Origin of the sequence: Chryseobacterium jejuense, assembly GCF_900100075.1 — a bacterium.
Classification (GTDB): Bacteria; Bacteroidota; Bacteroidia; order Flavobacteriales; family Weeksellaceae; genus Chryseobacterium; species Chryseobacterium jejuense.
Genome location: NZ_FNEG01000004.1, coordinates 375,889 through 400,627 on the forward strand (window position 1 = coordinate 375,889; position 24,739 = coordinate 400,627).

The following is a 24,739-nucleotide window of genomic DNA, read 5'->3' on the forward strand; positions in this document are numbered from 1 at the left end:
AGTTGATACTTTATAGTTTTAAGCAAGCTAAGAGGGGAATCGATTAAAAATCGATCCTGATGAAGTTGTATGGTTATACAATATCTAGAAAATAAAAACTTTGCGTTTTAAATTTATCTCGCGCTGATTTCGCTGATGAAGCAGATCTAAAAATATATGCCTAATCTCCTTGATCTAAGAGAGATTTGTATCATTTGGAAAAAGATAAAGTAATTTTGAAAATGCAAGTGTTATCCTTCTGCTTCTTCAGCGGCTTTGCCGCATTACTTTGCTTCCTTGAAATACAACATTTAGAAAATAAAACTTTGCGTTTTAAATTTATCTCGCGCTGATTTCGCTGATGAAGCAGATTTAAAAATACATGCCTAATCTCCTCGATCTAAGAGAGATTTGTATCATTTGGAAAAAGATAAAGTAATTTTGAAAATGCAAGTGTTATCCTTCTGCTTCTTCAGCGGCTTTGCCACATTACTTTGCTTCCTTGAAATACAACATTTAGAAAATAAAACTTTGCGTTTTAAATTTATCTCGCGCTGATTTCGCTGATGAAGCAGATCTAAAAGTATCTGCATAATCTCCTTGATCTAAGAGAGATTTGTATCATTTGGAAAAAGATAAAGTAATTTTGAAAATGCAAGTGTTATCCTTCTGCTTCTTCAGCGGCTTTGCCGCATTACTTTGCTTCCTTGAAATACAACATTTAGAAAATAAAACTTTGCGTTTTAAATTTATCTCGCGCTGATTTCGCTGATCAAGCAGATCTAAAAGTATCTGCATAATCTCCTTGATCTAAGAGAGATTTGTATCATTTGGAAAAAGATAAAGCAATTTTGATGATGCAAGTGTTATCCTTCTGCTTCTTCAGCGGCTTTGCCGCCTTACTTTGCTTCCTTAAAATATAACATCTAGAAAATAAAACTTTGCGTTTTAATTTTATCTCTCGCTGATTTTGCTGATAAAGCAGATCTAAAAGTATCTGCGTAATCTCCTCGATTTGTGAGAGATTTGTATCATTTGGAAAAAGATAAAGTAATTTTGATGATGCAAGTATTATCCTTCTGCTTCTTCAGCGGCTTTGCCGCATTACTTTGCTTCCTTAAAATATAACATCTAGAAAATAAAACTTTGCGTTTTAATTTTATCTCTCGCTGATTTCGCTGATCAAGCAGATCTAAAAGTATCTGCATAATCTCCTTGATCTAAGAGAGATTTGTATCATTTGGAAAAAGATAAAGTAATTTTGAAAATGCAAGTGTTATCCTTCTGCTTCTTCAGCGGCTTTGCCGCATTACTTTGCTTCCTTGAAATACAACATTTAGAAAATAAAACTTTGCGTTTTAAATTTATCTCGCGCTGATTTCGCTGATGAAGCAGATCTAAAAATACATGCCTAATCTCCTCGATCTGTGAGAGAAAAAATTATTTATTTTCTATTTCAACAATTTTCTTTCCTTCTTCACCCAGATAATGAAGAACCAACTTTTCATAGACTTTAGAACCGTCATCGGTATTGGTAAAGATGACAATCCCTTTTCCTGATTTTGGAAGAGCAAATGCAATACATCGTGTCCCTTGGTCAGCACCTCCATGAGCTAATGCATAATCTCCATTACCAAGCTCATATACTTCAAAACCTAATCCGAAATATTTATTATCTCTTATTTTCACCTGTTGTTTGATCATTTCCCTAAATATTTCAGGCTTCAGATTTCCACCTTTCATGATATTGACCATAAAATTCCCTAAATCTTCTATCGTAGTGTGTAGGTCGTCAGCAGCATTAGCCACTTTGTTTTTTTCTATCGGATAAGGTTTACCATCCTTATCATATCCAATGGCAAATCTTGATTCATCGGTATTTTGATCCCAGATATAATTGGTATCATTCATTTTGAGTGGTTTAAAAATCAATTCTTTGGCAAGCTGATCAAGCGATTTACCAAATTTCTTTTCTAAAGCTTTTCTTAGGTATTCAAACCCTTCCCCTGAATATTGATATTTCGTTCCCGGATCAAACTGAAAATGCAGTTTCTTGTCAGCATTCATCCATCTCCAGTTGGGAAAGCCTGTTTGATGGGTAAGAATAATTCTGGTGGTTAATTTCTTATGTCTCGGGTCATTAGCAAGATCCGGATCTATCCAATACTGATCAAGAGGTTCATCCAGATTCCATTTCCCTAAACTTACCAGATGCAGTGTAACCATGGTAGTTATGGGTTTGGTAATAGAAGCTACATTGAAATAGGTGTTATAAGGAGCCGAAATTCCTTTTTTTATTTCTCCTAAAACTTTTACCTGCTTCAATGCTCCGCCTTCAATGATTCCTAATCCTACAGTTGGAATTTTATTTTCTTTCAGCCAGTTTTCAATAGCTTGGTCATCTTCAAAAACATTCTCATCATTGGCTTTTTTTGCCTGATGGTCGAAACTAAGTGATCTTTTCAGCTTCCACTCGCCATTTTCTTTAACCCATACATGCGTAAATTTAGCAGAACCTGTTAGTTTTTCTAGCTGATTGGTTTCTTTTTCATAAAACAGATGATCTCCGTTTTGAATAACGGCATATACTTCTCCTTCTTTATACATTGGGTAAACTTCAGTACTTTTTTCGACTAAGGCTCTCCTTGCCTTATATGTTTTCAATGGTCTGCATAACCCGTTTTTAAAATCGATCATAAATTTCTTTTTATCAGAAAAGCCATCTTTATCGTGATAAAATTCAAGCTGGTCACTGAGTATATTTTCCATTTGACCAACATTACAAGTATTGAAGCCTACCGAAAAAAGCAAGCTGTCTCTGGACATAATTGTTTTGTATAAAGCATCAGTCTTTTCTATTTGTGCATGAACATTGCTAAAGAAAGCGATAAAAAATAGGAGTATAAAACGAGTATACTTTGTCATTGTTAATATTTTTGACAAAGATTATATTTTCATCAGTTTTATTCCTAAAAATGGACCTGACAAAAACCCGACAAAGCACTAACAACACCTATATCATGCTGAATTTCAACCGAAAATACAATTTCTTATTTCGATCAATCTCTGCAGCATTACGAAGAATGATGAAGACATTAGAGAGTACAATCAGGATCATAATGATCAAGGTAAGTTTCGGTCCAGGCTTGAAAAAGATTCCCAGCATGAAAACAATAGGTGCCATCACCGTCCATATCATCTGAACTGAAATAATTTCTCTCACCAAGTTATTTCTCTGCTTCATTGTAAACATCAGAATAAGCGGAACAAGAATATTGAGTGGTGGTAACAGAGTAAATAATAACGAAGAAAGGTTGATGATTTTAACAAGAGAATAATTAATCTCAGGCTGCTGTTCTTCTTTCACTTCCGCAATAATCTCAGGAAATACCTCATTATCTGTATCTGGACTTATAATAGAATCCTGTAATGATGTTTCTTCTATTTCCAATGCTTTCGCCAATGCCCTTAAAGTATGTCCTTTAGGATCTGTACCTGCTTCAATCCGTTGAATGGTTCTCACAGAAATTTTAGATTTTTCTGAAAGTTCTTCCTGGGTCAGATTCTTCTGTTCTCTTGCAGCTTTTAATTTGGACATGGATTACTTAAAAAGGTTCATTGATTATCTTGGCTAATTTACGTTTTTTTCAATATTTGAATTAGACACCATTTGTTGGTTGTTTTTTTGTAACAGAAGAGATTGTAAAGGCTTATAATAGAATGAATGAGAACGTTATCAATAAGGTTTCATTCAGTAAATAAACATTATAAATTCATGTTTTTTTTTGAATGATTTTCATGAATGTATTGTACATTATTTCAAGAAATAGGACATTTGTATAAAAAAATAATGATCCCACTTCAAGATCTCTCATTCTTTATCCTGGCCGCACTTATCTTAGTCATTAGTCCGGGACCTAATATGATTTATCTGATTTCAAAATCAATAACGCAGGGGAAAAAGTCCGGGTTGATTTCTTTAATGGGAGTTGTGTGTGGCTTTATGTTTCACATCATTATGGTTTCTTTTGGCTTAACAGCAGTATTATTGGCAGTCCCATTTGCTTATACAGTTCTTAAAACCCTGGGAACGATCTATCTTTTATATCTAGCGTATCAAGCTATTAAACCTAACAGTAAAAATATTTTTGATGTTGACAAAAACACATCGTATGATGGTCCTAAAAAGCTTTTCACCGTTGGTTTTTTAACGAATGTTCTCAATCCGAAAGTGGCTGTTTTTTACCTGTCATTTTTCCCGCAGTTCATTAAACCGGAATATGGTTCTGTTTTAACCCAGAGTCTGGAACTTGGAGTTATTCAGGTACTGGTAAGTTTTAGCGTTAATTTTATTATCGTATTAACCGCTGCAAGAGTTGCCCTGTTTTTCAATAATAATCCTGCCTGGGTTAAAGTACAAAAGTGGTTTATGGCAAGTGTGCTCACCTATCTTGCAGTGAAAATGGCTTTCTCTAAAGCAAAATGAGAAACTTGTTCTAGTTTATAAAATAACAATTTAGCATCTTCTGTCCCCACAGGGGATTTTTTATCTTCTGAATTAAAACAGATCTTCCATATTGTTGTAGCTTTGTAAAATCAGTTTCAAAAAGATGAAGCATACCATTCCTACCTACGATCTGAGTGATATTTCCAAACATCGCTTCCATATAAAAAGGATGGATCAGCATACCTATCATACAGAGACAGTCCTTATGGATAAAGGAATCCATCGGGACAGCCATTATATATTTACTTTCATGGAAAGCGGTCATGTAAGAATGATGGTTGATTTCAATACTATTGAAGCTAAAGATTCTACTATTTTCTGTGTGTTACCGGGACAGGTACATCAAGGCCTTTTAATGGATAAAGTGAATGGATGGTTTGTAGCCATAAAATCTGATCTGGTTCCGGATGCTGTACGTTCTGTTTTTGAAGAGTCTATGGAAGGAATACGACCTTTGGCAGTGGAGAAAATATGGGTAGAAAAATTCAATAATGCCGCTGCTATCCTCCATTCTTTTTATACGGAGGAAATGTTGGCATCCAAAGAAGGTTTTTTAGTGATTCAATCTCTGCTTCATAGCTTTATAGGCATGTTTGCCCTTATCTACTCAAAAGAAAACTATTCTCAGGCTATCGGTGAAAATCGTTCTTTACAGCTAACACGGGAGTTTAAAATCATGGTTCGGCAAAGCTATAAAACCATGAAAAGTCCATCTGAATATGCTGAAAAGCTAAATATCTCAAGAGGATATCTCACAGAAGCTATTCGCGAAGTGACCGGTAAACCTGCTCAACACTGGATTCATCAGGAAATTCTAATTGAAGCCAAGCGATTATTGGCATTTACTCACCTTACAGTAAAGGAAATTGCTTATGAATTGGGTTATAATGACCACACGTATTTTAGCCGTTTATTTTCAAAACTAGAAGCTCAGTCTCCTTCAGAGTTCAGGAACTCAAACAGATAACTCAAAACAGAACTGTAATTTCCTTCATACCCTCCTGCATTTTCTTCTTTCATATTCTTAACCACGAATTGTCCAATTATTCCCATGAAACAGCTATCGTATGATTTACATTTTCCAGCTTCCTTTGCAATAAAAATTACTCATGCCAAGTTTACCAAAATGGATCAACGATACGGTAGAAAATGTATGGTCCTCAAAATTCAAAGATTGTAAAGTTATTCATATAGAAACTATTTCCGGGAATCTACGTCTTGTACGTTTTGAAACCGATTTACTGGATATTCAGTATGAACCTGCTTATGCCATTGGAATAAGAATCAACGACAGGGATTTCCGCAATTATTCACCATTTAATTTTAATAGAGAAGCTGGAACCTTTGACGTTTTATTTCATATTCATGATCATTCAGCAGTGGGAAGTCGTTTTGCATCCCATTTATCTGTTGGAGATTCCATAAAGATATTAATACCCAGAGGAAAGCGATTTTTTGAGCCGGATGCAAAAATTCATTTCTCTATAGGAGATGAAACTTCATTGGGAAGTTCTCTTTCCATTAAAGAAGCTGTGGAAGAAATGGGTTCTTTATTTATTTGTCTTCATGAACTGGAAGAATCTCAGATCCTGGAAAGCCTCAATTTATATGGTTATTACAGTCCTAAAAACAGTACAATGATCATCATCGAAGCCTTAACTGAATTTCTGAGAGAAGAAAAGAAAACCATCTATAATGATGATGCTATTTTTTACCTCACAGGAAACGGAACCCGCATGTCATTGATAAAGAAATATCTTAAGGCTAAGGGAGTTTCTTCGAAATGCATCAGATCGCAGGCCTATTGGCTTGAAGGGAAAAAAGGATTGTAAAAGAAAGGAAGCTGGAAATAATACCTATACATGATAAGAAATTCCAACTTCCGTTTTTTTATTCAATTTTATTTTAGTTTCTGTCCCAATGATTTCACTTTCTTCAACCATTTTTTCCGCTGCTCTTCATTAGAAGTACGAATAATCCCCAGATATGTAACCTTCACTGGTTTTATTCCACAAAATTCCAGCGTTGATTTTTTAAGCTGATTGACGCTGGGTCTTCCATACATAAGACGGTAATACCAACCCGGCTGATCTATTGTGGTGATAATATGAGCTGTTTTCCCCTCTAAAAGCTTATCCCACCACAAAGAATTCTCTCTGTATTTGTAAGCGAATCCGGGAAGAAAAAGCCGATCTATAAAACCTTTCATTAAAGCTGGTAAACCTCCCCACCAGACTGGATGCACCCAAACCAGATGATCTGCCCACAGAATAACTTCCCAGGCATTCAACAAATCCGGCTCCAGCTCCATCCTTTTTTGATACCCAAACTGTAAATTAGGGTTAAAGTTTAAATCTGCTATTGTAATTTCTTTTATCTCTGCTCCCGCTTCTATAGCTCCGTTTTTATAGGCTTCTGCCATTCCGAAATTGAAAGATTCTTTATTCGGATGGCCGTTGATAATGGCTATTTTTTTCATTGTACCATGTTGATATTAATCGTTTCATAGGCATTCAGCTGAGACAATAAAGATAAAGGCTCATGCAATTGATGACTGAAGTAAATATTGTTTTCATGGGGATTTCTCACCAACTCTTCCGTATGCAAAACTGCTGATAAAGCCGTTAATTCTGCCTGCCCTTTCTTACTCTGCAAACTCAGTTTCTTATCTCCGTTTTTATCCTTTATTACAACTTCAAAGACTGCCTGATCTCCGTTTCCACTTGATCCGAAAATCATTTTTCTTTCCTTTAAAGATAGGATATTAAAAATTCTGAGGTATTGAAAGCTCCCCAGAAGCCAGGTAATAAACTTAGAATTATAAGTCATTTTTACACTTACATTGGGAATTCTTTCAACCTTGTTCAGAATATACAGATCAGGGACATCAAAATTATAGGCATTCCTTTTTCCGATTCCGAAGGAAAAATCAAAAGTTTCTGTGTTTAAAAAATGCCTGATTGGATTAGGTTGATCATTTTTATAATCATAAAAAGGGACCGCCACATTTTCTGCCATAAAGTGAGCTGAGCTTTCCCCTGCTAAATCTTTAACAGAATAATAGACAAAAAGCTTTACATCCTGAATGTCATGAGTGTCTTTTGAAAGAACATTCAACAGTCCGGGTACTATTCCACCCATCCATCCGGAACTGAAAACAATTCTACTGTTAACCTCTGTTTTTCGGGCAATATCATAAGCTTTTACCAGATCCGGAGTAGGTTTTGTGATATCCAGATAGTCGATATGATTCTTTATAGCAAACTGAAGAACATGATCTGACTTATCATTCACCGAAAGAATAATAAGGTTTATTTTTTTATCCGTAATAATCTGAAGAGTATCAGGATCAGTAACATCAATCTTTAAGGATCTATCTGTACTTCCACCTTTACGTCCACCAATAAAAATATTGAAATGAGGGTTTCTTGTTTGTAAAATACGGGCCATTGTTTTACCCACCAGTCCGTTTCCTCCGATAATAAGAATATTGTACTCCATTTATTTTTTTTGACAAAATTATAGAGCTGTAAGATCAATAAACAGGACAAATGTCTAAAAAGAGATCTCCTTCCTGATACGGCTTAAATGTCTTTGGGTAATACCAAGATAAGAAGCTAAATACTGCAGCGGAATTTTCTGAATATAATCGGGGTAGTTTTTAAGAAGTGCTGAATAGCGCTGGGTAGCACTGTCTCTCTGCAACTGGAAAAACCTGTTTTCCAATTCAAGATATTCCTGTTCAGCAATGATCTTTAAAAATTTCATCCAATTCAGTTTATCCTGTACTAAGGCATCCATTTTTTCCTTTTTTAAAATCAATAATTCGGCATCTGTAATTGCCTGCATACTTTCTTTGCTGAGGCAGCCGGAAATAAATGATGAATAGGCAGCCATCATGGTATTCGGAAACCTGAAACAATAGGTCATATCTTTTCCGTCATCAGCAAGATAGAAGGAACGGAAGATCCCGGATTGTATAAATGCCACTTCCCTGCATTTCTCACCTTCCTGGATGAAATACTCATTCTTATTGACTTTCCTGATTTCAAAAAGTTTTAAAAACTCTTCAATCTCGTTCTCTGAAAACAATTCAAAACTTCGAAAAAAATCATGTACCATTAGCTTGGTTTCTTGGTTTGGCGAAAATAAATAAAACTTATTTAAAAATTGAGGTTGAGGTAAAGAAGTTAGGGTTAAATGCTTGGAAGATGGAAGCATGAAGATGGAAGTTACTTTTCGTGATATAATTACTATTCGCCCTATAGAACAATTTCAACTATGATAAAACAGGGTGCATATCTATTCTTTATGAACTTCCAGCTTCAAACCTTACTACACCTATATTTATTTCTTATCCCAAGCTCATATAAAAAGAAAAAATCATCCCAGGATGGGATGATCTACCGTTTTGAATTACTAGTTATTATATGAAGATATGAATGATGTTTTTGTTGGTACAAAGATAGATAGATCTGTAATTCCCATCATCAGGAGAATCCCTAGAATTTTATCCGTAAAAATACGGTTGTATAAACAAAAAAGCCCTGCAAGCGACAACTTACAGGACTTTTGCTGATCTAACAATTATTTTGTTTAGGAGTATAAATTTTAAAGTTCAATGTTTAAGATTCCTCAACATCTACTTTAGTTTTTCTTATAATGGGCTTACCAGTTGTAAGAACCATTCTTTCACTTCTCCTTCCAAATAAGGAGCTATTTTTTCTTCACATGTTTTATGATAATCATTCAGCCATGCGATTTCATTTTCTGAAAGGATTTCTTTTACCACAGTATCTTTAAAGAACGGACAGAACGTTAATGTTTCAAATTGGTAGAATGTTCCGTGAATTGTTTTTTCTGCTTCTTTTACTGCAATAAGGTTTTCATGACGAATTCCGTAATGTCCTTCAAGATAGTATCCAGGTTCGTTGGATAACACCATTCCCGGAAGAAGTTCCTGAGGATTTAAGTCTTTTCTGATGCTTTGAGGTCCTTCATGAACATTCATAAAGCTTCCTACTCCGTGCCCTGTTCCGTGGTTGTAATCTTTAGCTTCCATCCACAAAGGAAGTCTGGCAATAGCATCAAGCTGTACTCCTCTTGTTCCTTTAGGGAATTTCACCATTGATAAACGGATTAATCCCTGTAATACCAATGTAGAATTTCTTTTGAACTCTTCAGAAGGGGTTCCTAATGCAAAAGTTCTTGTAATATCTGTAGTTCCTTCAAGATACTGACCTCCTGAATCTACAAGGATTGTCTCTTCATTGGTAACGTCTTTACTTCCTTCTTTTTTGGCAGAATAGTGCATGATCGCACCGTTGTCTTTATATCCTATGATAGAACCAAAGCTTTCTCCTACAAAGTTTTTCCCTTCCGCACGGAAACCTCTCAGTTTTTCACCGATAGAATATTCATTCATTGCTTCTTTTCCTGCGTTGTGAGTCAGCCAGTAAAGGAATTTCACCATCGCTACACCATCTCTTACCATTACAGTTCTGAAACCTTCCAACTCAGTTTCGTTTTTCTGAGCTTTCATCAGATTTCCTGGTACCGGAGCTTTGATAAATTGATTGTTTGCCTTTAAGGTTTCAAAAATCTGTTGGTTGCTGTTTGGAGAAACCAATACTTTTTCATTCTTGAACGCATTCAGGTAGTTATAGAACTCTTCGTAAGGCATCATCTTTACGAAAGAATCATCCATTTGTTTTCTTGCTTCTACTTCAAGTTTTTCTAATCCAGTAAACAAAACTGCATCATTCTTAGTGATCACAATATATCCTAAAAATACAGGATTGCTCTGTACATCGCTTCCTCTCAGGTTGGATGTCCATGCCACATCATCAAGACTTGAAATAATATGCACCGTTGCTTCCTGCTCTTCCATTTTCTGACGGATCGCAGAAAGTTTATCTGCTACAGATTTCCCAGCTCTTTCTACAGGATGTACAAAGATTGGATTAGCAGATGGCGTTCCTCTTTCTTTCCAAACCTCCTTTAAAAGAGGAATATCAGCAAGGGTAATATTTTTTGAATTAAATTTTTGAGAAAGTAGTTCCCAGTTGGCATTAGAAGCGGCCAAAGCATTTACAGCCACCTTACCTCCGGCAGGAATTTCAGAAATAATCCAATCAATATAATTAGGAGTTCCTTCTATTCCGTCTTTGAAAAGGTCGATTCCTGAACCGTCCAGTTCAATAGCAGCTTGTGTAAAGTATCTTCCGTCTGTCCAAAGACCTGCTTTGTCTTTAGTTACTACCGCAAAACCGGCAGAACCTAAGAATCCTGACAGCCATGCTCTTTCCTGCCATTCTTCAGGAAGGTACTCACTCATGTGCGGGTCTGCAGAATATACTATAAATGCATCAACATTATTTTTCTGCATTTCTTCACGAAGCGCAGCAACTTTTTCCTTTGAAGTCATTCTTTTCATTTTTAAACACCGAAAGTTACGAAAAATTTAAAGTCATAGGATCAAATAAAGTCCCTATTTTCCTTATGATATGTTATTTTTTCATGAATTTTGATTGAGGGCATAAAGAACATCTTTTGTTGGCTACGAATACACGAATTATTTTATGAATAAAGTAGTGGCTCATAGTATACGGTTCTTTCTTTTAAAGGTTTAAATAACTTTATAGATGAAGCAGAAATATCTGTGAAAATCTGTGGAATCCGTGGGAGTAAATATAGATTTCACGCTATACTACGTTTCGCTCTGAATGATAAAAAGAAATGGAAATCTTCACTTGATCTGTGAACTTGTATAATTTTATCACAGATAAAATCCTTGCGCCTTAAAAACATATAGTCTATCATTATTCTTGCGTCTTCGTATTTTTCCCACTTCCCATATAACTGATGTAGAGATTACTGCGTTTCATTTGTGTATTTTATTCAAAAAAAAGTAAAATTCACATCATAAAATATATTTTTGTATTAAAATAATAATCTTTTGGAAAGATTATTGCTACATTACACCTATGAAACAGCAGAACTATAATAACCACCGAAAATTTTATGCACCACATCATTTTATTTATCTCCCTTTATTGATTGTACTGGAGATTTTAGGAATCTATAAAATTTGGGATGACCCCAATAATCAGCTGGTCTGGATCTTATTTTCAATCGTAATTTTTCTGCTTTTTTATCTGGCATTTATGACCAGACAGCATTATGCATTAGGGCTTCAGAACCGCATGGTGATCCTTGAATTTAGACAACGGTATTTTGAGATTTTTAACAGAAGATCTGATGAAACGGTTGACAAATTAAGATTTGACCAGATTGCAGCCCTGAGGTTTACGTATGACGAAGAATTTAAGGAGCTTTTGTACAAGGCACTTCATGAGAATATTTCAGGGGATGAGATCAAAAGATCCATCAAAAATTGGAAGGCTGACAAGCTCCGAATTTAACAGACACAAAAAATCTACACTTATGAAAGCATTGAGCTTTTATAGTATAATGATATTAAAAGTGTATTGACACTCACAAATTGTAGCGCAGTAGAAACAATCTTTAAGGCTGGAATGTGGTGGGGAATCCTATTACTTTGTATAATAGTAGTGATTCTTTTCCTGATTTTTTCGAAGGGTAAAAACTCCTAACCAGTTTCTATGGAGAAGAATACAGATTTAGAGATTATTTCTCACCTTTAGCCATCAAAGATTGTTAACATCATGAAGGATCCGGAAGCTTCTGCAAAGGCGGTACATCTTATTGATACCACCGATGCAGAAACCGCCGGAATCACGCGTAAAAAAAGCAAAAAGTATTGCTATATAAGGAGGGAAGCTGGAGGATGGAAGGACGATCAGACGATATTGTCCTGAATGTCGTTTCTAATTATTTAATGTTATTATCATTGGTTATAGTGGATTTTTGATTTCTAACAAAGGAAAAATCTAAGCATATATGAGGTTCTTCCTTCATCAGAAATCGAAGATTATCTCCTTTCAGTCGATGAATATTATTTCGACGTTATCAATGACGGAAAACTGTTTAGTAACTAACTATTGATTTTTAAGGCTTCAAGAACTTCCAGCTTCCCTCTCCTCACTTCCAGCTTCAAATCTACCCTGTCACTCTATTGCTCAAAAACTGAGTTCTGTATTCTTTCGGGGTGATGCCTGCTATTTTTTTGAAAAGCTGGGTAAAATGAGATGCCGTATGGAAATTCAGTTCATAAGCAATCTCTGCAATATCTTTACTTGAATGAAGCAATGCTTTACTGTAATTGATATCGATCTCATTGATCCATTGTTTCGGTGATTTCTGAGTCACACTTTTTACACATTTATTCAGATAACTTTCTGTAACGGATAATTTATCTGCATAGAATGCCACCCGTTTTTCTACTACATGATACTTGAATAAAAGATCCCGAAACTGCAGGGATAATTCCATTGGGCGTGTGGCAGATTTATGATGGGTATCTGAATCTGTGCTCAGCATTTTGATGAGAATAAGGTGAAGCATGGTGACTACAACATCATTCACGTTCAGGTTATTCAGCCATAATTCCTGTTCCATGATGGGAAGAAGCTGGGTAATGGTCCCGTAAGTCAGGCTATCCAGATTCAGGAAAGGGGTCATAAAGAAAATACTGCTCTTATGTTTGGGCAGTTCCTGTTCCGAAAGGATATTATTTTCGTAGGCCAGGAAAAAACCTTCAATATCATCGGAAAGCTCTACCGTTGCGGTAATTGTTCCCTGCTTGATAAAGATTACACCGCCTTTTTCAGCATGATATTCTTTATTTTCAAGATACTGTTTGATATGTCCGTTAGTAACAAAAATGATAAAGTTAAAGGTTGTACGGTATGGAATCACCGGCATCAAAATCCCTTTGAGGTAATTCTCTATCCTGTAAAGCTGTATATCCGCATTATTGGCTAATATTTTCTCCGTGATATTCGGCAGAAAAAGTTTTTTGTACTGAAAATTGGATAATACTTCCATATCCGATATTATGATTAATTAAAATTAGACAAAATTTGTAAGGTAGAAATCAAAGAATTTGAAAATTTGAGAATGAGTTCATTTGAAAATGACTTTACACTCCAACTTTAAAACTCTCAAACTCTCCGACTCTAAAGACTTCTCACTCTAAAACTTATAATACACTCCCACTCTTACTCCAAACGGGCTTCCTGGTGTGTAGGTAAGATCTGTAATAGGCTCTGCTTCTCCTTTCAATTGGGTTTCTGTGGCAAACTGAGCTTCATTCCATTTTACATTGAACAGGTTATTGACCTGAATATTGGCTCCCCATTTCTGACGGTTATAAGACAGTACCAGATCATTAACGAAGTAAGCTTTCGTCTTGATGCTATTATCTTCTACTGCAGGTCTTTCTCCAAGATAACGGTATTGAATTCCTAAAGAAAATCCGTTCAGAAAATCCCAGTTTACAGATCCTGTACTGGTAACTACCGGTGCTAATGGAATATAATCCTGCCCTTTTTCTTCTTCCATAAATCTTGCGTGAGAATAATTGATATCTGCATTCAGATAAAAGTTTTCCAACGGCTGAAAACGGATTCCCAAATCTGCTCCGAAACGTCTTGATTTTCCGGATGGTTCTACTACCGCGTCATCTCCTACATATACAAATTCCTGCTGCAGATCCATATACCAAACGGCAGGAGTAATAATCAATGATTTGAATGGGTGTAGTCTTACTCCGAAATCTGCTCCAATAGAATATGGAAGGGTATTTTCGTTTTTATGGGTTACCACTACCCTCATATCATTGGAATGGAATCCCATCCCGGTTTTCAGGAACCACATTACATTATCGCTCTGAGCATAGGAAAAATTCAGTTTTGGACTTACTCTTGTTGCTTCTTTTGACTGCCCGGAAGGTAATTGTTCTGGATCCAGCAGGTTATGCATGTTAAAGATAAAGTGATCTACTCTCACCGCTGGGTTAATAGTCCATTTCCCGGTTTTCCAAACCAGACCTGAATAGGCATGAAGATTGGTTTCTGTTCCGTTTACATCAGACAGCCTGTCGAGCAGCATATCTCTGTGATAAACGTGATTAAGCTGTAAGGTATTGATATCATCATTTCTTAGACCGATTCCTGAAATCCAGTTTAATGAGCTATTAGGAAGGGAAAAGCTTTTGGTATATTTTACTTCTGCACCATAGATATTTCTTCCGTCAGTCTGCTGAATTTCATCCCCGTGATCTTTATCTTTTAAGAAAAACGTAAAATCAGAGTACAGATTGAAATTATATTTTGAATAGAAAGCCATCGCATCAATCTGTTCAGAAGAAGAAATGATATGCTTAAAATTCATCTGAAGATTGGTTCTTGAAGTTTTTCCACCTTCAGTAGGATCTATACTTCCCCATCTGCCAATGATCCCCTCATCTACTGCACGCTCAGGAATCTGTCCGGAAGCATTCCATGAGGAATTGAATGTTGAGAATTGAATATTGAAATAATCGTTATCCGTAAGCCATTGGTTATACTTCCCGAAAATATTGACTCTGTTGAAGTTCTGTTTTACATCAAAAGGACCATCAGTATAATTATATTCAGCAGCGATATAAGCATTTTTTCTTCCCAGATCATCATGCAGAATATTGAACATTCCCAATACTCTTTTGGAGTTGAATGAACCGCCTTCAAGTTTAATCATACTATTTTTCAATCCGTTATAGGTTTGAAAATCGACATATCCTGCGGTATTAAAATCTCCACGGTCCATATAATAGGCTCCTTTTCCGAAATCAATATTGTTGACCGTTTCAGGAATCACAAAATGAAGATCGGAATATCCCTGTCCGTGGGCATGAGAAACAATATTCACCGGCATTCCGTCTACATTTACGCTTACATCCGTTCCGTGATCGGCATCAAACCCTCTCAAGAAAAGTTGTTCAGCCTTTCCGCCTCCTGCATGCTGTGCAATGAATAATCCTGGTACTTTTCTCAACAAATCCTGTGCTGAATTAACAGGAAATTTATTCAGATCCACTTTAGTAATAGCAGATAAAAAAGAACTGTGATTAATGGCTACTTCTGATATCTGGAAAGGTTTATGCTGTAAAAAAATGACTTTATTTTTATCATCCTCATTGGTAACCACCCGTTTTACCTCATCGTATCCCTGGCGGCTGATGACCAATGTATCAGGAAGTGATTGAACAGGAATGGCAAAAGTACCGTCTGTTCCTGTATGTGTATGGCTGTTTCCGTGATTATATTTTACCAATACATCCGCAATTGGAAATTTATCTTCTGCATCTTTAATTGACAACTGCTTTTCTATTTCCTGCGCCATCATTTTTCCACTGAATGCCATGACCAGAAAAACGGCTGCTATTTTAGTTATTTTCATTTTTGTTTTAATTAAATTAGATAAGAGATAATAGGCGAAGAGATGATAGATATTTTTATATCCAATGTCAATAGTCAATTTTGCTTCGCAAGTGAATGGTGAATTGTCCAGATGAATGAATAACAACCTTGAACATTTGTTCTCCCCCACCCTCAAACTCTATAACTCTTAAGCCCTCGAGCTCTCAAACCCAAGACTATGCTTTAGCTTTAATAAATACTTTTTGAAGTAAAAGGGTGATCCATGTTCCTGCTACAAATGGAAAAGTAAATACACCTCCTACTGCATCCAGACAGTGATTATCAATTAAAAGATCATCAATAGCTATTGTTAAAAGAACAGCAATGAGTACCCATAAACCGTCTGTTTTTTTAACTCCTGAAAACACAATCGCTGAAAGCACTGCATTGAATCCAAATAATCCCATATGAATTTCTTTGATAGGTTCCCCATTGAATTGGGATAATCCGGCACCAAGAATAGAGGCCACCAATCCGTATAAAGCAGCTATTGGTGAACTGATAAAAACAGCAACGAAGAAAATCATCCCTGAAATGACTCCACCCTGGAAAATAACTTCACCAAAACCATTGGTACAGGTAAGGAAATCATCATATTTTGAAGGTACCACCTCAGCACTTAGCATTGCAGATGGCGGGATATGAGTAAAATGGTGTAAAGCAAATACCAGCACCCATGTAATGATAATGAAAGGAAAAGTAAACACCGGAATTTTCTTTTGAATAAAGAAATGCTGAATAACAGCAGCCAATGCTCCTCCTAAAATGATAAGCCCCCAAATCAATAAGGTTGTATCAAACAGGAAAGCTAATGCTACCCCTACCAACGCGGCGCTAAAACCATATAATCCGGCATTGATTTCAGATGGATCATATTTAAGCTTCATGGCTGTAAAGGTTCCGGCTGCAGTTGAAAGTAAAACTGCTACTCCACACTGCCAGCTTCCCATAAAGATTCCTATCAGAAACAGAAGACCGGTCCATCTGTTTTCCTGAAGCATGATCTGTCCTATTCCTTTTAAAATATGGTCTAAAAAAGGCAGTTTTTTGAAAAATTCGTTCATAGTTTTATTAATTGTATTAATGATTGGAAATAAAGACATAAAGATGAGAGACAATAGACGAAGAGATGAGAGATGTTTTAGTTTTAAATTTCAATAGTCAATTTTGCTTCGCAAGTGAATCATCAGACAAAGGATGATAACTTTAAGCAGTCCCACTCTCAAACTCTCAGACACTCAAACCCTCAAACTCCGCAACTTCTTACCATCCAAGAAAGACCATTCCAACTCCGCAAACTGTTACTACAGCTCCACTTACCACCCCCATGTATCTTTCCAGTTTTTCAGTATTGAATAATGTTGAATAGCCGTAACGTCCTAGAAGAACCATCCCAAGCATTGTTAAGACAGTCGTAACCGTAAATGAAGTTACCAGAACAGCAATTTCAGACATAGAATGTTTTACTCCTGAATAAAATAATAAAGGAATTAAAGGTTCACTTGGCCCCATTACGAAAATCATAAAAAGAACAAGTGGTGTTACTTTTATTCTAGTTTGAGGCATTACCACTTCACTATGATTATGTTCATACACATACACATCATCACCCATCACATCAAAATGTTTGTGAGGCTTATTTCTGATGGCCTGAATCAAACCATAGATTAAGTAAACTCCACCAAAGATCAGTAGTGCCCATCCTGAGAAATTTCCTCTGATATCCTGAAACCAGGAGATCTTATTCAGCTGCCAACCCAAAAATACTCCGATAAAGCCAAGGATGAGAGAACTCAGCACATGCCCAAGCCCACAAACGACTGTTAATATTGCGGTTTTCATTCCGCTCCATTTTTTTGATTTTGAAATCACAATGAAGGGCAGATAATGATCCGGTCCTGAAGCCGTATGTATAAAACTTATTGAAACGGCACTTAAAAGTAATGCCCAAACTGTACTATCCATTTTCTATTTTTAATTCATTTTTAAGTTTTGGCTAAAGCCAATGGAAGGTTTCTTTTTATTTGCGCGGGCTAAAGCCCGCTTCTATTGAATATTACTCTCGCAGATTTTGTAGATTACGCTGATGATTGAGTATAAATTCTACAAGAAAACCTGCTTAATCGGCTCAATCAGCAAGCTACTGAAAGTGCTCGTCTCTTCCTTTTTTACTCCAGTGCCCAAAGAATCTCCTGAACATGTAGGAAAAAGTTGTACATCAATTCTCCGCCATGTCCTAAAGCTCTTACTACAAATCCATTATCTTCCATCGCCGAAACGCCAACTTCCATCTCTTCAATATGCTGGGCTGCTGCTTCAACAATCTCTTCAATCAATCCGTTTTTATCTACATTTTCTTTTGTACTGTAAAAGATCAACGTTCCCTGATGGGTATACTGCTCCAGATTACCAATACTGCTGATCGGGATCAGGTCAGGCTGGATTACCACATTGTCCTTTACTACCAGTCTATTGTTGTGATAGATTTCCATAAGATTCTGAAAACGTCTCAGTTTGAAAACCTCTCCATAATGCTTTCTTCCGCAGGTAATGATCTCACTGATGATGATCTGGCTGTTTTTCCCGATATGAACATTTGCTTTACTTTTAAAGTTAGAGTCTTCATGCGGGACGATAGGGTGAGGAACGTAAGCAAAAGAGGTTTCATCCTCCATGGTTACATTCAGTTCCTGAACAGCCTTATCTTCCATATTGAAAAGCCTTTGATACGACTGCGACTGCAACTGGAGGGAAGATCCTTTTTCAAGGGCTACATCCAAATGATAATGGTCTCCGTCCAGAATTCCGGGAGAGGAGCTCATTACCATCTGATAGAGTTTCTTATCACTTTTTCTCTGCCCTACAGAAACTACTCTGAAAGGCAATGAAACGTAAAGATCCTTCACATATGATTCTCCGCCCTTAAATCCTGCAATAATTTTTAAACGACTGTCCATTTATCTTACTAAGTTCGGTTCTTCAATTTCTTCTAAAAGAGCGTATTTTTTAATCCATCCAATCACTTTATCCAAACCTTCATCTGTTTTAAGATTGGTGAAAACAAAAGGATTTCCTTTTCTCATTCTTCTTGCATCATTTTCCATTACTTCAAGGCTGGCTCCTACATAAGGGGCAAGGTCAATTTTATTGATGATTAATAAGTCTGATCTTGTAATACCAGGGCCTCCTTTTCTAGGGATTTTTTCTCCTTCAGCAACGTCAATAATGAAAATGGTAACATCTGCAAGGTCCGGGCTGAAAGTAGCTGAAAGGTTATCACCTCCACTTTCAATAAGAACTAATTCAATTTCAGGAAAACGTGCTGCTAATTCATCTACCGCTTCCAAATTCATACTTGCATCTTCACGAATGGCCGTATGAGGGCAACCTCCTGTTTCTACTCCGATAATTCTGTCGTGAGGAAGAAGACTGTTTTTAGCCATAAATTCAGCATCTTCTTTCGTATAAATATCATTGGTAATAACACCAAGATCATATTTCCCGAATAATTTTCTGCTTAAACGTTCTAATAATGCAGTTTTTCCTGATCCTACAGGGCCTGCTACTCCTACTTTTATATATTTTCTGTTTTCCATTTTGTTAAATTTTACTTTGTTTGATTTTTATTTTTTAACGCGGAGAGCGCTAAGGTTTTTTATTGATTGTGAAGGTTTTTTGTTCGCAAGGGCGTTACACTCAGCAAAGACATCTTCATTCGTTTAGGTTATTTACTTTCCTACGACATATAAAGTCTTGAATACAATCTTTCGTGCTGCATACATCGAATGTCAAAGGCTGTATTACAAAGTCCTACCAGATCTCTGTCTAGTTCTATAGTTTCCCAAACTGTTTTTTCCATAACAGGATACAAAGAGAATAAGATGTCTTGTCCGTCAAGTTGTCCCAGTGGGACCAGCTTTACAGCATTGGTAATCATTCCGGCAACTGAGGTATAATAAAACCCTAATAATGCTTCGTACAAAGGGATTTTCATTAAATAAGCATACACTCCAAATACGATACAGTAATGAGAATTAGCTTCTTTATTCTGAATGGCCTTTTCAAATGCTTCCATCAACGGAAAACTTTCTCTTCTTTTGAAGATTTTAATAAGCCTTAATCCTAATTTCTGGCTGGCCTGGCGGATTTCTTTAGGACATTTTATGGCATTACACTCATTGTCAAGATTCAAAAGGGTCTGTAAATCTCCTTTTTCAGCTGCTTCATAAGCCAGTTTCGCAAATGCTCCGTCATTGAATTTAAGGTTGTACTGAAGCATGTTCTGTACAAACTCTTTCGCCGTCTCTGCATTATGAACAATCCTTTCCTGTACATAAGTTTCAAGCCCGTTGGAATGGGTGTAACCACCAATAGGAAGCGTGGGATCTGCAAGGTGAAGCAACCCTGATAAAAAATTGATGTTCATATTATTCATCTTTTGGAGCGGCCATTTTTAATATTTTAGTAAAAATCGTGGAACCAAGACTTCCATGTCCGTGAGGTTCTACATTGGATTTAAGGAGATTCAGCAGTTTTACGGATTGTTTTTCCGGTTTAAAGCCACTTGCTTCCAACCATCTGAACATAGGCATTTCAAATGGAAGTAGTACTTTATCATCCTGAATAAAAAGGGGAATATGTTTGTTCCCGATTTCGTAGCATACTGTTCCCATTTCCAATAAAGATCCGGGAACCATTACGATCGCCTCTGTTTCAAGAACGTTGATTGCTATTACTTTTTCTGAATCCTCAAAAAGAATATCTCCTTCACGTAACCGTTGACCTTCTTTTAGAAATTTGATGGCAACATCTACTCCGTTTCTTGTTCTTTTGCGTTGGATTCTTTTTGTGGTTTCAAACCATTCCAGATCCAGATAATCTATGGTTTTCTTCGTAGGATTTTCGGTGAGATTGCCTATGGTTTGATTAATAATCATTTTTAGCTGTTTTTTTTCTGAAGTCAAAGTTTTTAGAAATGCCAACTCCGAATGTTGAACCACTGATTCCAGCTACATAGCTTTTCGTCCAACCCTCTTCTTTAGTTTTGGTCTGAAGCATTGAAAGTTCAGCAAACTTAAATTTCAAAGCCCAGCCTCCGCCTAGTAAAATTCCGATCAAAGGATACGCACGAAGACGAAATCCATTAAAGTTCTGCATCGCATCAGCTGTTGTTGCCTGCTGCTGTCCCCAAACATAATGAGCATCAATCTGCCCGATCAGTACAAAGTATTTCCCAAGCATTAATGATGGACTATACCAAATTCCGGTTTCATTTTGTTTATACACAACATTATGATTCACCGAATTTTGAGAGTATGCATAATTAACCCCGATCAGGTCATTATTATTGATAAAATATCCTACTCCCAATGGTGCACTGGAAACGGTACTGCTACTGTTTGTTGGAGTAGTAACCTTTGAGTAATCCAATGAACCATACACCATAAGTTGCCCTTTTGGCCCATCTTCATCGCTCTTCAACCTGTGTCCGCCCAGAAACTGAGCGCTTACATTACCTGAAAGCAAAGACATTCCGGCTACAGCAAGAGAAAAAACTGTTTTATTTAAATATTTCATTCTAAACGTAGTTCTATAATTGTTTTAAAATATTATCTGATCAATCTTTTTTTGTTGTTACATAAACCTAACAGGTTTTTGAAACCTGTTAGGTTTATTGGTAAGATTTATCTTAGAACAAGTAATACAACTGTGTTAAAGGAAGTTTTTCTGCCGGCTCACAAGTGATATATTCACCGTCTACCGTTACTTTATAGTTTTCAGGATTCACTTCAATTAAAGGAGTCTTATCATTATGGATAAGGTCTTTTTTAGAAATATTTCTACAGTTTTTCACCGGAAGAATCATTTTTTCCAATCCATAAGAAGCGATAGTTCCGTTATCAATAGAAATTTGAGAAACAAAATTTGCACAAATACCGTACTTAGCTTTTCCGTGAGCTCCAAACATATTTCTGTAGATAATGGGCTGTGGTGTTGGAATAGAAGCATTCGGATCTCCCATTTTAGCTGCAATAACAAATCCTCCTTTTACAATCATTTCAGGTTTTACTCCGAATAATGCTGGTTTCCAGATCACCAAATCTGCTAATTTCCCTTCTTCAAGAGATCCTACATATTCTGAAATACCGTGTGCAATTGCCGGATTGATGGTATATTTAGCTACATATCTTTTGGCACGATAGTTATCATTTCCGCTATCCTGATCTTCTGCTAAATCACCTCTTTGCTCCTTCATTTTGCTGGCTGTCTGCCAGGTTCTAGTAATAACTTCTCCCGGTCTTCCCATTGCCTGAGAGTCTGAACTCATGATACTGAAAACTCCCATATCATGAAGAATATCTTCTGCTGCAATAGTTTCAGGACGGATACGTGAATCTGCAAACGCTACATCTTCAGGAATATTTTTGCTCAAGTGGTGGCAAACCATCAGCATATCTAAGTGCTCATCGATTGTATTGATCGTGTAAGGACGTGTTGGGTTGGTAGAAGCCGGTAATACATTGGGATACATTGCTGCTTTGATGATGTCCGGTGCGTGACCTCCACCTGCTCCTTCTGTGTGGAATGTGTGGATTACTCTTCCATTGATTGCTCTCATCGTATCTTCCAGGAATCCTCCTTCATTTAAGGTATCTGTGTGAATAGCCACCTGAACATCATATTTGTCTGCTACTTTTAGCGCGGCATCAATGGTTGCAGGGGTTGCTCCCCAATCTTCGTGAATTTTCACTCCTAATGCTCCCGCTTCAACTTGCTCTTCAATAGGCTCTTCTGCTGAACAGTTTCCTTTTCCGAAGAATCCTAAGTTCATTGGATATTCTTCTGCTGCTTCAAGCATTTTCTGCATATTGAATTTCCCTGGAGTTACCGTTGTTGCATTTGTTCCGTCATTAGGACCTGTCCCACCTCCAATCATGGTAGTAATTCCACTGTATAGAGAGGTTTCAATCTGTTGCGGGCAGATGTAGTGAATGTGGGTATCAATTCCGCCGGCAGTTACGATGTATCCTTTTCCACCGTGAACTTCAGTAGAAGCACCAATAATCATGTTAGGACTTACACCGTCCATTGTATCAGGATTTCCAGCTTTTCCGATTCCTACGATTTTACCGTCTTTAATCCCGATATCTCCTTTTACAATTCCCCAGTGATCGATGATTACTGCTCCTGTGATGCAAAGATCAAGAACTCCTTCATCTCTTTTGGCAGTAACGTTCTGGCCCATCCCATCACGTACGGTTTTTCCACCTCCGAAAACAGCTTCGTCTCCATAATGGGTGAAATCTTTCTCGATTTCAATAATGATTTCAGTGTCTCCCAGTCTGATTTTATCTCCGGCTGTAGGACCTAATATATTGGCATATTGTTTTCTGTCTACGTGTAAGCTCATCTTAGTGATTTTTAAAGTTTAATTCTTCAACTTTTGCAAGGCTTGCTTTTTTCTGATCTTCAGAATCTACCTGTCCATCAACAAGGTTATTGAAGCCCATTGCTTTTTTGGTTCCTCCTATTTCTACCAACTCTACTTCTTTTTCTTCTCCCGGTTCAAAACGTACGGCAGTACTTGCTACAATGTTCAGTCTCTTTCCGAAAGCTTTCTCACGGTCAAAGCTCATCGCCTTGTTTACTTCGAAAAAGTGAAAGTGTGAACCTACCTGAATCGGACGGTCTCCGGTATTGGTTACTTTTATTTTGACAGTTTCTCTGCCTTCATTACAGATAATAGTGCCTTCTTTTACAAAAATTTCTCCTGGTATCATAATAATAAATAGGATTAACGGATTGGGTTGTGTACGGTTACCAGCTTGGTTCCATCAGGGAATGTAGCTTCAATCTGAACATCGTGGATCATGTCTGCCACGCCAGGCATCACATCATCTTTGGTTAAAAGATTGGCGCCTTCCTGCATCAATTCAGCTACTCTTTTACCATCTCTAGCTCCTTCAAGCAAAAAATGACTGATTAATGCAATGGATTCTGGATAGTTTAATTTAAGGCCTCTAGCCTTTCTTTTTAGAGCCAGCTCTCCTGCCAGAAATAGCATAAGCTTCTCCGTTTCTCTCGGTGTTAAGTGCATAGTATTTTTTATTTAAAATTGGACAAACGATATCCTGTTCGCCTTTCTGAAAAGGCAAATAGAAATGTTCAAAAAATGTAAAAAGGGAAAATGATGTTTACGGATCTGTATTATTAAAATACAAACCATAACCTATCATTACAATTGTAAAAAAGAGATTAGCAGCCCGCTATCTGCAGGGCATGATACAGAATGTACCTTGGTGCTGTAATATAAATACGGTTTTGAACGGCCGCAACCCGGGTATTATAAGTATACCCCCCAAAGAAATAATATAACCACTGCTGGGTAAGTACTGAATAATCAAATTTTACTTTCTCCCAATCATTGGTATCCTGTACATCCTGTGCATCTGAAAAACTATAAATCTCAGGCTGGGTCTGCTGATCCGATTTTTGCTGAAGAAGATGAATTTTTGATAAGAGATCAGAGTATGGTTCAGTTTTCCCCTTATGTGCCAAAAGACCTGCACATAAAGCGGAGAAAAACAATACAAAAGAGAAAAATATGACTCTTTTTTTCATATCTGATTAATAATGGTGTAAAATTAGAGTAATCTTAAAAAACAGGCTATCAAAAAGATTATTTAAAATGTTCAAAATCGCAACAAACACAATTTTATCTAAATTTAACATTTCTTTATAAATCCTTTATTTACAACACTTAAGGACCGTTTATGAACTATGACAAATATTTTATTGTTTCTATTCCCATAATTGCAGTCAACCTACCCATCTTTTTCCTTCTATAAAGGATTGAATAAATACATTA

Annotated in this window: 24 protein-coding genes; 5 read left to right on the plus strand and 19 right to left on the minus strand. The window is 36.6% G+C overall.

Annotation, left to right across the window (positions count from 1 at the left end; translation table 11 throughout):
- Positions 1-1,419: 1,419 nt before the first annotated feature.
- Both BLS98_RS13955 and BLS98_RS13960 read right to left on the minus strand, forming a co-directional pair.
- Positions 1,420-2,904 (minus strand): serine hydrolase, encoded by a 1,485-nt coding sequence (locus BLS98_RS13955; protein ID WP_089737118.1) that lies wholly within the window; start codon positions 2,902-2,904, stop codon positions 1,420-1,422.
- A gap of 88 nt (positions 2,905-2,992) precedes the next feature.
- Entirely contained in the window at positions 2,993-3,577 is a 585-nt protein-coding gene (locus tag BLS98_RS13960; protein ID WP_089737119.1) for a helix-turn-helix domain-containing protein, read from the minus strand.
- A 252-nt stretch (positions 3,578-3,829) separates the two neighbouring features.
- On the opposite strand from BLS98_RS13960, the gene BLS98_RS13965 reads away from it, so the two are divergent.
- The 3 genes from BLS98_RS13965 to BLS98_RS13975 all read left to right on the plus strand — a co-directional run bounded on the left by BLS98_RS13965 (position 3,830) and on the right by BLS98_RS13975 (position 6,318).
- Positions 3,830-4,465, plus strand: coding sequence for a LysE family translocator (locus tag BLS98_RS13965; RefSeq protein WP_089737120.1), 636 nt, complete (start codon positions 3,830-3,832; stop codon positions 4,463-4,465).
- Between the two features lie 124 nt (positions 4,466-4,589).
- The gene (locus BLS98_RS13970) at positions 4,590-5,453 is read left to right on the plus strand and encodes a helix-turn-helix domain-containing protein (protein WP_089737121.1); all 864 of its coding nucleotides are present in this window, start codon (positions 4,590-4,592) and stop codon (positions 5,451-5,453) included.
- Positions 5,454-5,595: 142 nt separating this feature from the next.
- Positions 5,596-6,318, plus strand: coding sequence for a siderophore-interacting protein (locus BLS98_RS13975; protein WP_089737122.1), 723 nt, complete (start codon positions 5,596-5,598; stop codon positions 6,316-6,318).
- Between the two features lie 68 nt (positions 6,319-6,386).
- Here the strand turns inward: BLS98_RS13975 and BLS98_RS13980 are convergent, their stop codons facing one another.
- The 4 genes from BLS98_RS13980 to BLS98_RS13995 form a co-directional block, all read right to left on the minus strand.
- Entirely contained in the window at positions 6,387-6,965 is a 579-nt protein-coding gene (locus tag BLS98_RS13980; protein ID WP_089737123.1) for an NAD(P)H-dependent oxidoreductase, read from the minus strand.
- Positions 6,962-7,987: a saccharopine dehydrogenase gene (locus BLS98_RS13985; RefSeq protein ID WP_089737124.1), complete on the minus strand. Its 1,026-nt coding sequence runs from the start codon at positions 7,985-7,987 to the stop codon at positions 6,962-6,964. The genes BLS98_RS13980 and BLS98_RS13985 overlap by 4 nt, the downstream gene beginning before the upstream one ends.
- 54 nt (positions 7,988-8,041) lie before the next feature.
- Complete coding sequence (locus tag BLS98_RS13990) at positions 8,042-8,608, minus strand: Crp/Fnr family transcriptional regulator (RefSeq protein ID WP_089737125.1); 567 nt, start codon at positions 8,606-8,608, stop codon at positions 8,042-8,044.
- A 535-nt stretch (positions 8,609-9,143) separates the two neighbouring features.
- Positions 9,144-10,913, minus strand: a complete 1,770-nt coding sequence (locus BLS98_RS13995; RefSeq protein ID WP_089737342.1) for an aminopeptidase P family protein — start codon at positions 10,911-10,913, stop codon at positions 9,144-9,146.
- Positions 10,914-11,472: 559 nt separating this feature from the next.
- Between BLS98_RS13995 and BLS98_RS14000 the strand changes: the two genes are divergently transcribed.
- Together BLS98_RS14000 and BLS98_RS23360 are read left to right on the plus strand one after the other, a co-directional pair.
- Positions 11,473-11,910 (plus strand): DUF6526 family protein, encoded by a 438-nt coding sequence (locus tag BLS98_RS14000; protein ID WP_089737126.1) that lies wholly within the window; start codon positions 11,473-11,475, stop codon positions 11,908-11,910.
- A 264-nt stretch (positions 11,911-12,174) separates the two neighbouring features.
- Positions 12,175-12,327, plus strand: a complete 153-nt coding sequence (locus tag BLS98_RS23360; protein ID WP_167356233.1) for a hypothetical protein — start codon at positions 12,175-12,177, stop codon at positions 12,325-12,327.
- 241 nt (positions 12,328-12,568) lie between these two features.
- Here BLS98_RS23360 and BLS98_RS14010 read toward each other — a convergent pair whose 3' ends face one another.
- From BLS98_RS14010 to BLS98_RS14070, 13 genes are all read right to left on the minus strand, one after another.
- Positions 12,569-13,456 carry a helix-turn-helix domain-containing protein gene (locus tag BLS98_RS14010; RefSeq protein ID WP_089737127.1) on the minus strand — a complete coding sequence of 296 codons (888 nt, stop codon included), beginning with the start codon at positions 13,454-13,456 and terminating at the stop codon, positions 12,569-12,571.
- A 147-nt stretch (positions 13,457-13,603) separates the two neighbouring features.
- Positions 13,604-15,850, minus strand: coding sequence for a TonB-dependent receptor (locus BLS98_RS14015; protein ID WP_089737128.1), 2,247 nt, complete (start codon positions 15,848-15,850; stop codon positions 13,604-13,606).
- Positions 15,851-16,046: 196 nt separating this feature from the next.
- A complete protein-coding gene (locus tag BLS98_RS14020) occupies positions 16,047-16,934 on the minus strand; it encodes an urea transporter (protein WP_089737343.1) in 888 nt (295 codons plus the stop codon).
- A gap of 199 nt (positions 16,935-17,133) precedes the next feature.
- Positions 17,134-17,835: a hypothetical protein gene (locus BLS98_RS14025; RefSeq protein WP_089737129.1), complete on the minus strand. Its 702-nt coding sequence runs from the start codon at positions 17,833-17,835 to the stop codon at positions 17,134-17,136.
- Between the two features lie 203 nt (positions 17,836-18,038).
- A complete protein-coding gene (locus tag BLS98_RS14030; protein ID WP_089737130.1) occupies positions 18,039-18,827 on the minus strand; it encodes an urease accessory protein UreD in 789 nt (262 codons plus the stop codon).
- The gene (gene ureG, locus BLS98_RS14035) at positions 18,828-19,466 is read right to left on the minus strand and encodes an urease accessory protein UreG (RefSeq protein ID WP_045499433.1); all 639 of its coding nucleotides are present in this window, start codon (positions 19,464-19,466) and stop codon (positions 18,828-18,830) included.
- A gap of 140 nt (positions 19,467-19,606) precedes the next feature.
- Positions 19,607-20,296, minus strand: coding sequence for an urease accessory protein UreF (locus tag BLS98_RS14040; RefSeq protein WP_089737344.1), 690 nt, complete (start codon positions 20,294-20,296; stop codon positions 19,607-19,609).
- A gap of 1 nt (position 20,297) precedes the next feature.
- Positions 20,298-20,807: an urease accessory protein UreE gene (gene ureE / locus BLS98_RS14045; RefSeq protein ID WP_089737131.1), complete on the minus strand. Its 510-nt coding sequence runs from the start codon at positions 20,805-20,807 to the stop codon at positions 20,298-20,300.
- Positions 20,797-21,447, minus strand: a complete 651-nt coding sequence (locus BLS98_RS14050; protein ID WP_089737132.1) for a hypothetical protein — start codon at positions 21,445-21,447, stop codon at positions 20,797-20,799. The genes ureE and BLS98_RS14050 overlap by 11 nt, the downstream gene beginning before the upstream one ends.
- A 112-nt stretch (positions 21,448-21,559) precedes the next feature.
- Positions 21,560-23,281 carry an urease subunit alpha gene (gene ureC, locus BLS98_RS14055; RefSeq protein ID WP_089737133.1) on the minus strand — a complete coding sequence of 574 codons (1,722 nt, stop codon included), beginning with the start codon at positions 23,279-23,281 and terminating at the stop codon, positions 21,560-21,562.
- A gap of 1 nt (position 23,282) precedes the next feature.
- Entirely contained in the window at positions 23,283-23,651 is a 369-nt protein-coding gene (gene ureB, locus BLS98_RS14060; RefSeq protein ID WP_068944101.1) for an urease subunit beta, read from the minus strand.
- A gap of 14 nt (positions 23,652-23,665) precedes the next feature.
- The gene (gene ureA / locus BLS98_RS14065) at positions 23,666-23,968 is read right to left on the minus strand and encodes an urease subunit gamma (RefSeq protein WP_089737134.1); all 303 of its coding nucleotides are present in this window, start codon (positions 23,966-23,968) and stop codon (positions 23,666-23,668) included.
- A gap of 158 nt (positions 23,969-24,126) precedes the next feature.
- Positions 24,127-24,492 carry a hypothetical protein gene (locus tag BLS98_RS14070; protein ID WP_089737135.1) on the minus strand — a complete coding sequence of 122 codons (366 nt, stop codon included), beginning with the start codon at positions 24,490-24,492 and terminating at the stop codon, positions 24,127-24,129.
- Between the last annotated feature and the right edge of the window lie 247 nt (positions 24,493-24,739).